At 74.4% G+C, this 12,353-nt stretch carries 12 protein-coding genes; 8 read left to right on the top strand and 4 right to left on the bottom strand.

From position 1 onward, the window contains the following. Nucleotides 1–21 precede the first annotated feature (21 nt). Nucleotides 22–1,266 carry an amidohydrolase gene (locus tag QF032_RS34255; RefSeq protein WP_307060484.1) on the bottom strand — a complete coding sequence of 415 codons (1,245 nt, stop codon included), beginning with the start codon at nucleotides 1,264–1,266 and terminating at the stop codon, nucleotides 22–24. Nucleotides 1,267–1,533: 267 nt separating this feature from the next. On the opposite strand from QF032_RS34255, the gene QF032_RS34250 reads away from it, so the two are divergent. Further along, nucleotides 1,534–2,244 (top strand): response regulator, encoded by a 711-nt coding sequence (locus QF032_RS34250; protein ID WP_307047847.1) that lies wholly within the window; start codon nucleotides 1,534–1,536, stop codon nucleotides 2,242–2,244. A 31-nt stretch (nucleotides 2,245–2,275) separates the two neighbouring features. On the opposite strand, the gene QF032_RS34245 is transcribed toward QF032_RS34250, so the two are convergent. Further along, nucleotides 2,276–3,139: a Cof-type HAD-IIB family hydrolase gene (locus QF032_RS34245; protein ID WP_307047845.1), complete on the bottom strand. Its 864-nt coding sequence runs from the start codon at nucleotides 3,137–3,139 to the stop codon at nucleotides 2,276–2,278. A gap of 70 nt (nucleotides 3,140–3,209) precedes the next feature. On the opposite strand from QF032_RS34245, the gene QF032_RS34240 reads away from it, so the two are divergent. Genes QF032_RS34240 through QF032_RS34220 form a run of 5 tightly spaced genes read left to right on the top strand, consistent with a single transcriptional unit; the run spans nucleotide 3,210 to nucleotide 7,735 of the window. Further along, a complete protein-coding gene (locus QF032_RS34240; RefSeq protein ID WP_373430413.1) occupies nucleotides 3,210–4,058 on the top strand; it encodes an SAM-dependent methyltransferase in 849 nt (282 codons plus the stop codon). 44 nt (nucleotides 4,059–4,102) lie between these two features. After that, nucleotides 4,103–5,506: a glutamine synthetase family protein gene (locus QF032_RS34235; RefSeq protein ID WP_307059096.1), complete on the top strand. Its 1,404-nt coding sequence runs from the start codon at nucleotides 4,103–4,105 to the stop codon at nucleotides 5,504–5,506. Between the two features lies 1 nt (nucleotide 5,507). After that, nucleotides 5,508–6,740, top strand: coding sequence for an amidohydrolase family protein (locus tag QF032_RS34230; RefSeq protein ID WP_307047839.1), 1,233 nt, complete (start codon nucleotides 5,508–5,510; stop codon nucleotides 6,738–6,740). 15 nt (nucleotides 6,741–6,755) lie between these two features. After that, on the top strand, nucleotides 6,756–7,295 hold the full coding sequence (locus tag QF032_RS34225; protein WP_306947169.1) for an NUDIX hydrolase family protein: 540 nt from the start codon (nucleotides 6,756–6,758) through the stop codon (nucleotides 7,293–7,295). A gap of 5 nt (nucleotides 7,296–7,300) precedes the next feature. Then, complete coding sequence (locus QF032_RS34220) at nucleotides 7,301–7,735, top strand: (2Fe-2S) ferredoxin domain-containing protein (protein ID WP_306947171.1); 435 nt, start codon at nucleotides 7,301–7,303, stop codon at nucleotides 7,733–7,735. Between the two features lie 143 nt (nucleotides 7,736–7,878). Here QF032_RS34220 and QF032_RS34215 read toward each other — a convergent pair whose 3' ends face one another. Further along, nucleotides 7,879–8,820: a hypothetical protein gene (locus tag QF032_RS34215; RefSeq protein WP_307059094.1), complete on the bottom strand. Its 942-nt coding sequence runs from the start codon at nucleotides 8,818–8,820 to the stop codon at nucleotides 7,879–7,881. A gap of 390 nt (nucleotides 8,821–9,210) precedes the next feature. On the opposite strand from QF032_RS34215, the gene QF032_RS34210 reads away from it, so the two are divergent. Then, nucleotides 9,211–9,798 carry a histidine phosphatase family protein gene (locus tag QF032_RS34210; protein ID WP_307047833.1) on the top strand — a complete coding sequence of 196 codons (588 nt, stop codon included), beginning with the start codon at nucleotides 9,211–9,213 and terminating at the stop codon, nucleotides 9,796–9,798. 35 nt (nucleotides 9,799–9,833) lie between these two features. Here the strand turns inward: QF032_RS34210 and hemC are convergent, their stop codons facing one another. Further along, nucleotides 9,834–10,781 (bottom strand): hydroxymethylbilane synthase, encoded by a 948-nt coding sequence (hemC, locus tag QF032_RS34205; RefSeq protein WP_307047831.1) that lies wholly within the window; start codon nucleotides 10,779–10,781, stop codon nucleotides 9,834–9,836. Between the two features lie 268 nt (nucleotides 10,782–11,049). On the opposite strand from hemC, the gene QF032_RS34200 reads away from it, so the two are divergent. After that, nucleotides 11,050–12,300: an alpha-hydroxy acid oxidase gene (locus QF032_RS34200; protein ID WP_307047829.1), complete on the top strand. Its 1,251-nt coding sequence runs from the start codon at nucleotides 11,050–11,052 to the stop codon at nucleotides 12,298–12,300. Nucleotides 12,301–12,353: the final 53 nt, after the last annotated feature.

Below are 12,353 nucleotides of genomic sequence, written 5' to 3'. Positions count from 1 at the left end.
AGCGGAGTGGGCGCGCCGCCCTCAGCGGGCGAGCCGGGACAGCGCCGCCGAGACGAGGGTGCGCACGCCCGGCGCGAGCACCGAGAGGTCCGGCGCGAACAGCGGACTGTGGTTGCCCGGCACCCCCGCCGCCTTCTCCCACACGCCCTCCCCCGGCGCCGCCTCCCACACCGGCGCCGGGGTCGAGGTCACATACCAGTAGTCGTACGGCACGCCGTGCGGGGCGAGCAGGGAGAAGTCCTCGCTGCCGAGTGCCTGGCCGAAGTCGAACACCGTGTCCGGGCCGAAGAGTTCCCGGTGGACGGCGGCGATCTCGTCGTCCAGCGAGGGGTCGTTGACCGTGGTCGGGCAACCGGGCCGGACGGTGACGTCCGGCGGGCGGGGGCAGCCCGCGGCGGCGCACTCGGCCTCGGCGATCCGCCGGATCGCGGCGAGGAGGCGGGCCCGCACGCGGCTGTCCTGGGTGCGCACGTTCACCCCCAGCCGCGCCTCGTCGGGGATGACGTTGGACGTCGTGCCGGCGTGGAAGCGCCCCACGGTGAGCACCGCGGGGTCGTTCGCGGCGATCTCGCGGGCGACCACGGTCTGCAGCCGGGTCACGACGAAGGCCGCGGTCACCACGGGGTCGACCGTCGACTCCGGCCGCGACCCGTGTCCGCCCACGCCGTGCACGACGACGTCCACGTCGTCCGATGCCGACAGGGTCAGTCCGGGGGTGTGCGGGTAGAAGCCGGCGAGCCCGGGCGCGACATGCTGGCCGAACAACACGTCGGGGCGCGGGAAGCGGTCGTGGACGCCGTCGGCGACCATCGCCGCCGCACCGCCTCCGGCCTCCTCCGCGGGCTGCCCGACGACGACGAGCGTCCCGGACCACGTCTCACGGGCGGCGGCGAGCGCCTCGGCTGCCGCCGCCAGCCAGGTGACGTGCAGGTCGTGGCCGCAGGCATGCATGACGCCGTCGTTCGTGGAGGCGTAGGCGAGGCCCGTCGCCTCCCGTACGGGCAGCGCGTCCATGTCGCCGCGCAGCCACACCACCGGTCCGTCGCCGTTGGCCAGTACCCCGACCACGCCGGTGCGGGCCACGCCCTCCGTCACCCGGTACCCGGCCCCCCGCAGTCGCGCGGCCAGCGCGGCGGCGGTGCGGTGCTCCTGGAAGGACAGCTCGGGGTGGCGGTGCAGATCCTGGTAGAAGTCCTCCAGCCGCCCGGATTCCAGGTCCGGGGTGATCTCCCGGGCCAGTCGGGCGACGACGGCCGGTTCGGTCATTCCGCGCATGCGGCCACGTTACGCGGACCGCCCCCGCACGCGGGCCGCCCCGGCACCATCGGCGGAACGGGTCCCGGCCACCCGGCCGGCCCGGAGTGGACGTCCGGCTGCCGCACGAGGGCGGCGCACGCCCCGGGGCCGCTCGCGGCGTCCCGCGGTCTCGCCGCGAGCGGGCCCGGCCGGAAGGCCGCGCGCGAGCGGGCCCGGCCGAAGACCGCCGCCCGCCCTCACCCCCGCCCGCGCCTCGACCTGAGGCATGATCGAGGCATGACCGCCCCGAGCCCGTCGGGCCCCACCGCCCCCATCCGGGTCCTCCTCGCCGACGACCAGGACATGGTCCGCACCGGCTTCCGTTTCTTCCTCGACGCGCAGCCGGACATCACGGTGGTCGCGGAGGCCGCCGACGGCGAGGAGGCCGTCGCGCTGGCCCGCGACGTGCGGCCGGACGTGTGCCTGCTGGACATCCGGATGCCGAAGCTGGACGGTCTCGCGGCCACCCGGCTGCTGGCCGGACCGGACGTCGCGGACCCGCTGCGGGTGGTCGTGGTCACCACCTTCGACCTGGACGAGTACGTGTACGGGGCACTGCGCGGCGGCGCCTGCGGCTTCCTGCTGAAGGACTCCGGGCCCACGCTCCTCGCGGAGGCGGTCCGGGCGGCCGCCGCGGGCGACTCCCTGGTCTCGCCGTCGGTGACCGTACGCCTGCTCCAGCACCTGACCGGCCCGCGGACCCCGGCCGCCGACCGCCCCGTCGCCCTCCCGGACACGCTCGCCGAACCGCTGACCGAACGGGAGCTGGACGTCGTCCGGCTCGTCGCCCTCGGCCGGACCAACGCCGAGATCGCGGCCGGACTCTACGTCTCCCTGTCGACGGTGAAGACGCACCTGTCGAGCGTCCAGCTGAAACTGGGCGCCCGCAACCGCGTCGAGATCGCGGCCTGGGCCTGGCAGCACGGGCATGCACGGCCCCGGACCTGAGGCCGGCGCGGGTGCGGAAGCCGGCGCGGGTTCAGAGGCCCAGCACGCGCGTGATGGTGCGCAGCACCCCGTCGTCGTTGTTGGAGGGCGCCAGGTGGCGGGCCCTGCGCACCACCTCGGGATGGGCGTTGGCCATGGCGAACGACCAGTCGGCGGCGTCCAGCATCTGCAGGTCGTTGAGGTAGTCGCCGAACACCATGGTCTGCGCGGGCGTGACGCCGAGCTCCTGCTGCAGGCGGCGCAGCGCGGCGCCCTTGTGGGCGGTGCGGTTCAGGACGTCGACCCAGTGCTCGCCCGACACCACGACCTGGTGGGTCCGCGCGAAGGGCGCGAGCGCCGGCGCGGTGCTCTCCTCGGCCGAGCCGAAGTCGAACAGGGCGATCTTGAGGATGTCGTCGTCGACGGCGGTGACGTCCTCGACGACCCGGTGGCGCAGGTAGTACCTGGCCACTTCGGCCACGAACGGCTCGTCGGACCGCTCGACGTACGCCGACCGCTTCCCGCAGACCACGGCGCCGAGGTCGACCCCGTCGGCCGCGAGCTCGCGCACGGCCTCCGTCACCCGCACGACGACGGCCGGGTCCAGCGGATCCGAGCTCAGCTCCTGCCCGTCGCGCACGACGTACGCGCCGTTCTCCGCGATGAACGCCATCCCCTCGGCCGCCCCCGCGACCTCGGCGAAGTCCGCGGCCAGCGTGGCGTACTGACGTCCGCTCGCCGGGGCGAAGTGCACCCCGCGCTCGCGCAGCAGCGCCAGCACGCGCCACAGGTCCGCGGGCGCCTTCTTCTCGTCGTCGAGCAGCGTGCCGTCCATGTCGGTGACGATCAGCCGGATGTCTGCGGGGCCCGTCGGGGGTTCGGAGGCGACCGGTCCGGGGGCGTGCGAGTACGGCATGTGCTGCTTCCTGTAGGTGAACGACCGGATTTCACCCTACCGGGGACAACGGTGATCATCCGGCGGCACAATGGCGGCGAGGCCCGGGACACGGCAGGGCGCGGGCAGGACGGGAAGGGGCGGTCACGTGAGCGGGCCGGGACGGCTGGACACCAGCGTGGCGCACAACGCGCGGGTGTGGAACTACTGGATCGGCGGCAAGGACAACTACGAGGTCGACCGCGGCGTCGGCGAGCACGTCGCCGGGATGTTCCCGCTCATCCGGGAGATCGCCCGCGCGGACCGCTGGTTCCTCGGACAGGCGGTGCGGTTCCTCGCCGAGGAGCGCGGGGTGCGGCAGTTCCTCGACATCGGCACCGGGCTGCCGACGGCGGACAACACCCACGAGATCGCCCAGCGCATCGCGCCGGAGTCGCGGATCGTCTACGTCGACAACGACCCCATCGTGCTGGCGCACGCCCGCACCCTGCTGACCGGCACCGCGCAGGGCCGCACCGACTACATCGACGCGGACGTGCACGACCCGGCCGCGATCCTCGAACGCGCGGGCCGCTCCCTGGACTTCACGCGGCCGGTCGCGGTGATGATGCTGGGCATCCTGAACTTCGTCCTGGACGTCGAGGCGGCCCGGGACATCGTCCGGCGGGTCATGGCCGACGTCCCGGCCGGCAGCTTCCTGGTCCTGACGCACCCCACCCACGACAGCGAGGTGGGCGGCGAGGGCCAGATCCCGGCGATGAAGTTCTGGAACGAGAACGCCAAGCCGCCGATCACCGCCCGCAGCGGCGCGGAGATCGCCGCGTTCTTCGAGGGCCTGGAGCTGCTGGAACCGGGCCTGGTGTCGTGCTCGCGCTGGCGCGGCACGGCCGACTCCCTCCCGGTGGTGCCGCAGTACGGCGCGGTCGCCGTGAAACCCTGACGGACGTACGGGCACACGCCGCACGCGCCGATCGTGGAGGACGTATGACCACCCTTGCCGATCCCGTCCCCGGCGGGCGTCCCGGAGACGTCGAGCGGGCGACCGCGCTCGGCGGGGAGCTGGCCTCGGCGGGTGTGCACGGCGTCGTGCTGGCCTACGTCGACACCGCGGGGATCGGCAGGGTGAAGGCGGTCCCCACGGGGAAGCTGGCCTCGGCGGCGGCCTGGGGCGTCGGGATGTCGCCGGTGTTCGACACGTTCCTGGCGAACGACTCCATCGTCACGACCGAGGCGCTGGGCTCGCCGGACGGCGATCTGCGCCTCTACCCGGACCTCGACCGGCTGGTCGTCCTCACGGGTCAGCCCGGCTGGGCGTGGGCGCCGGTCGACCGCGTCACCCAGGACGGCGACCGTCATCCGGGCTGCTCCCGCACGTTCCTGCGGCACGTCGTGGCGGACGCGGCCCGTGTGCACGGTCTCGCCTTCCGGGCCGCCGTCGAGATCGAGTGGGCGGTCGGCCTGGACGCCGCGCCGGCCGGCGAGTTCGTCCCGGCCGCTGCCGGACCGGCGTACGGCGCGACGCGGCAGGTCGAGCTGAGCGAGTACACCGCCGACCTGCTGGCCGCGTGCGCGGCGCAGGGCGTCGACGTCGAGCAGATCCATCCCGAGTACGCGCCCGGCCAGTTCGAGATCTCCGTGGGCGCCCTCGACCCGGTGGCGGCCGCGGACCGCAGTGTCCTCGTCCGGCAGACCGTGCGGGCGGTGGCCCGCCGGCACGGGCTGCGGGTCTCCTTCTCCCCCGCGGTCGTCGCGAAGGGCGTCGGCAACGGCGGCCACCTCCATCTCTCCGCGTGGCGGGACGGCGTGAACCTGCACGCGGGCGGCGACCGGCGGCACGGCATGACGGCCGACGCCGAGGCGTTCGCGGCCGGCGTCCTGGCCCGTCTCCCGGCGCTGACGGCGGTGACCGCGCCCAGCCCGGCCAGCGCGCTGCGGCTGCGGCCCTCGCAGTGGGCAGGGGTGTTCACCGCCTGGGGGCTGGAGACCCGCGAGTGCGCGGTGCGCCTGGTACGGGGCACCGCGGGCCGGCGCGCGGAGCAGGCCAACCTGGAGGTCAAGCCGGTCGACCTGGCCGCCAACCCGTATCTGGCCCTCGGCTGCGTCATCGCGGCCGGGCTGGACGGGGTGGCCTCGGGCGCGGTGCTGCCCGAGGAGAGCACCGGGGACCCGGTACGGCTCGGCGCCGGGGAAGCGGCCGCCCGGGGCGTGCGCCGGCTGCCGTCCTCGCTCGCCGCGGCCGTGGCCGAGTTCCGCGCCGACGAGGTGCTGCGCGCCGCCCTCGGCCCGGTCCTCGCCGACGCGGTGACCGCCGTGCGGCAGGGCGAGATCGACGCCGTCGACGGGCTCGACGACGACCAGGTGGCCGCGGCGTACCGCTGGGTGTACTGAGGTGGCCGGCCGAGCGGTCCACGAGGTGCTCGCCGAGCTGGAGCTGGTGGACCACCACTGCCACGGCGTGGTCACCGCCCCGCTGGACCGGCCGGGTTTCGAGGCGCTGCTGACCGAGGGGGACGCCTGGCCGGGCTTCTCCACCTTCGACACGCCTGTCGGTGTGGCGGTGCGCCGACACTGCGCGCCCCTGCTCGATCTCGCCCCGCACGCCCCCGCCGACGCCTATCTGGCCCGGCGCGCCGCACTGGGCCCACGGGAGGTGAACGGGCGGTTCCTCCGGGCCGCCCGCACCGGTGTGTTCTGCGTCGACACCGGGTTCGCCCCGCACCCCGTCACGACGCCCGCCGAGCTGGCCGCGGCCGCGGCGGCGCCGGCGGTCGCGCGGGAGGCGATGCGGCCGGAGGGGGTGCCGCCGGAGGGGGTGCGGCCGGAGGCAGCGATCCCGCAGGAGGCGGTGCGGCGGGGTGCGGTCGCGTACGAGGTGGTGCGGCTGGAGGCGGTCGCCGAGGCCGTCGCCGCGCGGGGCGTCGACGCCGACGGGTACGCCGACGCCTTCCGGGCGGCCGCGCTGGACGCGGTCCGGCGGCCGGGCGTGGTGGCGGTCAAGTCCGTCGCCGCCTACCGCACCGGCTTCGACCTCGACCCGGCCCGGCCCCCGGACGCCGACGTCACCCGGGCCGCCCGGCGCTGGCTGGCGGACGGCGGACGGCTGGCGGACCCGGTGCTGACGCGGCATCTGCTGTGGACGGCGGTCGATCTGGGGCTGCCCCTGCAACTGCACACCGGCTTCGGCGACAACGACATCCGGCTGCACCGGGTGGACCCGACGCATCTCACGGACTGGCTGCACCTCACGGCGGGCACGATCCCTGTGCTGCTCCTGCACTGCTGGCCCTACCAGCGGCAAGCCGCCTACCTGGCCGCGGTGTTCGAGCAGGTGTACCTGGACGTGGGGCTCACCCTGCATCATGTGGGCCCCGTGCGAGCGCGGGCGGTCCTGGAGGAGGCGCTGGAGATCACACCGTTCCGCAAACTGCTGTACAGCTCGGACGCCTATGGTGTGTCGGAGTTCTACTGGCTCGGCGCGCTGGCCTTCCGCCGGGGTCTCGGAGACCTGCTCCAGGACCGGGTGGACGCGGGCGAGCTGGACCTGCCCGACGCGCTGCGCCTGGCGCGCCGGGCCGGAGCCGACAACGCCCGCCGGGTCTACCGGCTTCCCGACGGACACTGAAAGTATGATCGAACAATGTCTGACTTGACCGAGACCACACCGGGTTGGCTGAGCTCCGACGAGCTCGAGATGGCACGCGCCCGTATGCCGATCCTGTACGTCGAGGCCGTGCCCGTGCGCGTCGACGACAGCGGCGAAGTCACCAGCGTCGGCCTGCTGCTGCGGATAGGGCCGGACGGCAATGTCAACCGGACCCTGGTGTCCGGCCGCGTCCTGCACCACGAACGCGTCCGGGACGCCCTGCTGCGCCACCTCGAGAAGGACCTCGGCCCGGTGGCGCTGCCCCGGGTGCCGACCTCGCTCCAGCCGTTCACGGTGGCCGAGTACTTTCCGACCCAGGGCATCACCCCGTACCACGACCCGCGTCAGCACGCCGTGTCGCTGGCCTACATCGTGCCGGTGACGGGCGACTGCCGGCCGCGGCAGGACGCGCTGGACCTGGTGTGGTTCAGCCCGCAGGAGGCCGCCTCCCTGGCGGTGCAGAGCGAGATGCCCGGCGGGCACGGGTTCCTGCTCCGGCAGGCCCTGGCCCACGTGGGCCTCTCGGCCTCCTGACCGGGATGCCGCCGGCCCGGCGAGCGCTGGTGGGAGCCGCCGGGAGCCGCCCCTGCACGCTCGTGGTGTGCAGGGGCTGCTGTTGCGGCGACGGCCGCAAGCATCCCGGCTTCGACCACGACTGGCAGCTGGCGCGGCTGCGCGCGGCCGCGGACGCTTCGGGCGGCGCCTTCGCCGTCCGCACGACGGACTGTCTCGGCCCCTGCGACCAGGCGAACGTGATCGTCGTCCAGCCCTCGGCCGCCGGCCGACGGGCCGGCGGCCGGGCCGCCTGGGTGGGCTTCGCCATGGACGACGACTGCACGGAGGAGATCCTGGCGTGGGCGGCGGCGGGCGGCCCTGGCCTGGCCGACCCGCCGATGACGCTGGAGCTGCAGTTCATCGACCCGCCCAGGGGCGCGCGGACCCGCGGCCGCCGTCAGGGCGCGGTCCGGAAGTGACGTCGTAGGCCCGCGGGTCGCACGCGGAGCCCGCCCCGGCGCGCGACTCGCGGGGCGCGCGGGGCGCGTGCGGACGCGGGCAGCTTCACACCCGGCTGGACGGCGACGGTCGGGCCCCGGTGATGCCCCGCGGATCCGCGGACTCAGTCCTCGTGGCCGGTGTTCTCGCTCGGCAGGAATCTCTGGCGGGCCCAGAGGCTCAGCAGTGCCGTTCCCCCGACCAACAGCGGCACCGGGTCCCGCACGGACGGACCCAGCGCGAATCCCAGCGCCGTGGCCGTGCAGACCGTCAGCGGAACGAACCCCGCCGCACCCTCCATCCCGCGTCGCAGCGAGGGCCGAGCGGTGCCCAGCGCGCTCGCCCCGCCGGGCACCCAGGGGCCGACGGCGACCACCAGCAGCCCCGCGGTGACGCAGATGTCGACCAGCTGACAGGACATCACCTCGGGGCCGTGCGGGCCGACCGTCCGCAGTCGCAGGGTGTCGCCGACCAGCATGAGGGACAGCCCCGCGATGCCGACCCACAAGGTGGCTCTCCGGTCGCTCCGCACCAGGCGGCGCACGGCGAGGAGAAACCCGAGGAACACGACTTCGGCGGCCCACAGGACACCGACCATCCCCGTCCCCAGCCGCCAGCCGTCACCGGCGCCCCGCAGCAGGACCCATACGGTCATGAAGACGGCCCCCGCGGTGACGACCCCGTCGAGCACGCGCCGCAGCAGCACATGCCGGCCGGTACCGGCATCGGCCGCGACCACCAGACCGGCCATCCCCAGACCGACCGTCAGCGTCACCCCGGTGACCATCACCGCACCCGGCAACGACCGGACGTCCCACCCCGAAGCCGCGGGCTGAGCCGACAGCACGGCGACCACCCCCCGGTACCCGCCTCCGGCGACCGCGGAGCCGGCCAGCAGCAGCCCACGCGTCCGCACCCGCCCGCTCGTCACCCTCGCGCGGAGCATCAGGGAGGCCGCCAACGCCCAACTGCCCGCGGACGGCCCGAAAGCCGTGATCCGCGCCGCCCCGCCGCCGGCCGCCCAGGACCATCCGAACGTCAGCACCGCCCCCGTCAGGCCTGCCACGCAAACAGCTCCCCAGCTCCGTGCCCAGGTCCGTCGGCGGCTGCCCGCCCGAAGCCTGAGCGCGTCCGGCGACTTTCCCAACCCCGACATCAGGTGCGCCTTTCCACCGGTCCCCCGTCCGCAGGGCCTCTCCCGCAATCCCCGGACCCACTCGGAAACCGTAGAGACTCGACACCGCCCCCCGATCGGAACCGTCGGTCCATTCACCCGTACTGCGTACGGGAGGGGAGCGAGTGACACCGGCGCGCCGGTCCCCGGCGGGCACCACGCGTCACCCGTTCGACCCGGCGCCGTTCGCGGACCCTCGGCACACCCTCCTCGCGACGAAATGTTGATACCATCCGGATGTTACGAACATCTCTGTCTTCACCTCCCCCGGAAGGGCATGACATGGCGACTCGGCGTCTGTTCATGGTCAGGCACGGCGCGGCGGACGCCTTCGGGAGGCTCACCGAAGTCGGGCGGCGCCAGACGGAGTTGCTCGCGGAGCGCCTGGCCCGGCTGCCGATCGACACGGTGTGGCACTCGCCGCTGCCCCGGGCGGTTCGCTCGGCCCAGATCCTCGGCGAGCGTCTGCACGGGGTCCCCGTGCGGGAGGCGGCCGAGCTGACCGACTGCATCCCGCACGTGCCGAAGAGCCCGCCGGCGGCATGGGCGGGGGTGTTCGACGGCTACGACCCCGCCGAAGCGGCCAAGGGGGAGCGCCTCGCGGACGCGCTGACCGACCGGTTCGCCCGCCCCGCCGACACCGAGACGCACGAGGTCCTGGTCACCCACGCCTACCAGGTGGCCTGGCTCCTGCGGCACGCGCTCGGCGCGCCACGTGAGCGGTGGTTGGGGATGAGCTGCGGGAACACGGCGGTGACGGCGATCGAGTACTACACCGGCGCGGCCCCCTCACTGGTGGTCTACAACGACATGAGCCATCTCCCCGCGGACCTGCGCTGGACGGGCTTCGGGCCCGGCGCCCGGCCCTGAGCGGACGAGCCGTGGGCACCCTCGGCGCGCCACGCTCACCCACCGCCTCCGGCGCCGTTGCCGTCGATCAGTTCGCGGGCCCCTTGGCGGAGCAGCGCCACCCCGACCGACATACCCAGGGTCTCGGGGCCGAGGGGCCCGGCCCACTCGTGGGCGTGGAGGCTCTTCTTGCCGTCGGCGCTGAAGACGCGGGCCCGTAGGGAGAGTTCGCCGTCCCGGGACGTCCTGGCGAACCCGGCGATCGGGCTGTTGCAGTGGCCTTGGAGCACATGCAGCAGCATGCGCTCGGCGGTCACCTCGCGGTGCGTGTTCTCGTCGTCGAGTGCGCCGACCGCCGCGATCAGCTCGGTGTCGCCCTCGCGGCACTGCAGAGCCAGCGCTCCCGCCCCCAGGGCCGGCATCATGGCCTCGGGGTCGATGACTTCACTGATGGCGTCCCGGCGGCCGATCCGCTCCAGGCCGGCCACCGCGAGCAACAGGGCCTCCGCGTCGCCCGCGGCCATCCGGGCCAAGCGCCGGTTGGCGTTGCCCCGCATCGGTACACACTCCACGTGCGGGTGGGAGGCGGCCAGTTGGGCCGTGCGGCGCACGGACGAGGTGCCGATCCGGGTGCCCGGCGGCAGCCGGTCGAGAGTGAGTCCGTCGGGGTGCACCAGGGCGTCGCGGATGTCGTCCCTGGCCAAGAAGGCGGCGAAGACGGTGCCCTCGGGCAGCGGCCGGTCGGCGGGGACGTCCTTCACGCAGTGCACCGCGAGGTCGGCCGTGCCGTCCAGCAGCGCGGCGTCGACCTCCTTGACGAAGGCGCCCTTTCCCTCGACCAGCGACAGGTCGCCCAGCCATCGGTCGCCGGTGGTGCGCACCGCGACCACTTCCGTCGCCAACCCGGGCTGTACGGTGGCGAGTTCGGCGCGGACCCGCTCGACCTGCGCCAAGGCCATGGGCGAGTCACGGGAGACGATCCGGATCACCTCGGGAAGGCTCATGGCGTAAACGATAGGCACGAGGTCCGTGGGACTCGTGCGCAGTTGAACGCAGGCCGTCACCCCCCACAGGCCTGCGCGGAGGGGCAGCACGGCTCCGACGGGCTGGCGCGGAGGGACGGTACGGGTCGGACGGCCTTGCGCAGCCGAACAGTTGTCGTCGGGCGCCACACCCCGGCCGTACAGTGCCCGTGACCTGGCAGGACGGCCCCCGGGTCTGCCGGGCACAGCCCGTGGCCGGCCGCGAGGGCTCTGAGAACGAGGAGGGGCCTTGGACAGCTTCCCGTCACCACCGGTGGGCGACCGCCTCCGGCGCCGGTTCCCGCGCCCGGCCGAACTCGCGCCTCTGCTGAGACCGCGGCGGCCCCGGCCCGGCGGGGCCCAGCGACGGCTCGCCGCCGCCGCCGACGTGGCGGACCTGCGGGCCGCCGCCCGCCGGCGTGCCCCAAGAGCCGTCTTCGACTACACGGACGGTGCCGCGGGCGAGGAACTCTCGCTGGCCCGCAACCGGTCCGCCTTCCGCCGGATCGAGTTCCGGCCCACCGTGTTGCGGGACGTCTCGGCGGTCGACACCTCGGCGGCTCTGCTCGGCGAGGTGTCCGCTCTGCCCGTCGCGCTCGCTCCGACCGGCTTCACGCGGATGATGCACCACGAGGGCGAGGTGGCCGTGGCCCGGGCGGCCGCCGCCCACGGGGTGCCGTACACGCTGTCCACGATGGGCACCACGGCCGCCGGGACGCTGGCCGCCGCCGTGCCCGGCGTACGCCGCTGGTTCCAGTTGTACCTGTGGCGGGACCGGGCCCGCAGCCTTGATCTGGTGTGCGGCGCCGCGGAGGCCGGGTACGAGGCACTGATGTTGACCGTGGACACGCCGGTCGCGGGATCGCGGCTGCGGGACGTGCGCAACGGCATGACGATCCCGCCGGCGCTGACCGCGCGCACCTTGCTGGACGGGGCGCTGCGGCCGTGGTGGTGGCTGAACCTGCTGACCACCCCGCCACTGGAGTTCGCCTCTCTCACCCGTTGGCAGGGCACCGCCGCGGATCTCGGCAATCTGATGTTCGACCCCGGGGCGACCGCCGACGATGTGGCGTGGCTGCGGGAGGTCTGGCCGGGCAAGCTGATCGTCAAGGGCGTCCAGACGGCCGAGGACGCACGGGTGATCGTCGGCCTCGGAGTGGACGCCCTGGTCGTCAGCAATCACGGCGGGCGTCAACTGGACCGCTCGCCGGTGCCGTTGGAGGAACTGCCCGCGGTGGTCAGGGCGGTGGACGGTGCCGCGGAGGTCTATCTCGATGGCGGGGTGCGCTCCGGTGCGGACGCCGTGGCGGCGGTCTGCATGGGCGCCACGGCGGTCCTCGTCGGCCGCGCCTACCTCTACGGACTGATGGCGGGCGGCGAGGCCGGCGTGCGCCGGGTACTGGACATCCTCTCGGCCGAGGTCCGGCAGACCATGCAGTTGCTGGGCGCCACCTCGGTCAAGGACCTCACCCCGGACCGCGTCCGGTTGCGCGTCGGTTAGAGATTCCGCCCAGCGTCGCCGGGCACCGAGGTCGCGCGTGCCGACGTCGCCGG

Source organism: Streptomyces achromogenes (assembly GCF_030816715.1).
Taxonomy (GTDB): domain Bacteria; phylum Actinomycetota; class Actinomycetes; order Streptomycetales; family Streptomycetaceae; genus Streptomyces; species Streptomyces achromogenes_A.
This window is presented reverse-complemented; position numbering and strand designations above follow the sequence as displayed.

What these genes read in the sequence shown, in the direction of transcription:
- QF032_RS34255 (WP_307060484.1), bottom strand. Translation starts at nt 1,266, where the DNA reads ATGACCGAACCGGCCGTCGTCGCCCGACTGGCCCGGGAGATCACCCCG.
- QF032_RS34250 (WP_307047847.1), top strand. Translation starts at nt 1,534, where the DNA reads ATGACCGCCCCGAGCCCGTCGGGCCCCACCGCCCCCATCCGGGTCCTC.
- QF032_RS34245 (WP_307047845.1), bottom strand. Translation starts at nt 3,139, where the DNA reads ATGCCGTACTCGCACGCCCCCGGACCGGTCGCCTCCGAACCCCCGACG.
- QF032_RS34240 (WP_373430413.1), top strand. Translation starts at nt 3,210, where the DNA reads ATGGCGGCGAGGCCCGGGACACGGCAGGGCGCGGGCAGGACGGGAAGG.
- QF032_RS34235 (WP_307059096.1), top strand. Translation starts at nt 4,103, where the DNA reads ATGACCACCCTTGCCGATCCCGTCCCCGGCGGGCGTCCCGGAGACGTC.
- QF032_RS34225 (WP_306947169.1), top strand. Translation starts at nt 6,756, where the DNA reads ATGTCTGACTTGACCGAGACCACACCGGGTTGGCTGAGCTCCGACGAG.
- QF032_RS34220 (WP_306947171.1), top strand. Translation starts at nt 7,301, where the DNA reads ATGCCGCCGGCCCGGCGAGCGCTGGTGGGAGCCGCCGGGAGCCGCCCC.
- QF032_RS34210 (WP_307047833.1), top strand. Translation starts at nt 9,211, where the DNA reads ATGGCGACTCGGCGTCTGTTCATGGTCAGGCACGGCGCGGCGGACGCC.
- hemC (WP_307047831.1), bottom strand. Translation starts at nt 10,781, where the DNA reads ATGAGCCTTCCCGAGGTGATCCGGATCGTCTCCCGTGACTCGCCCATG.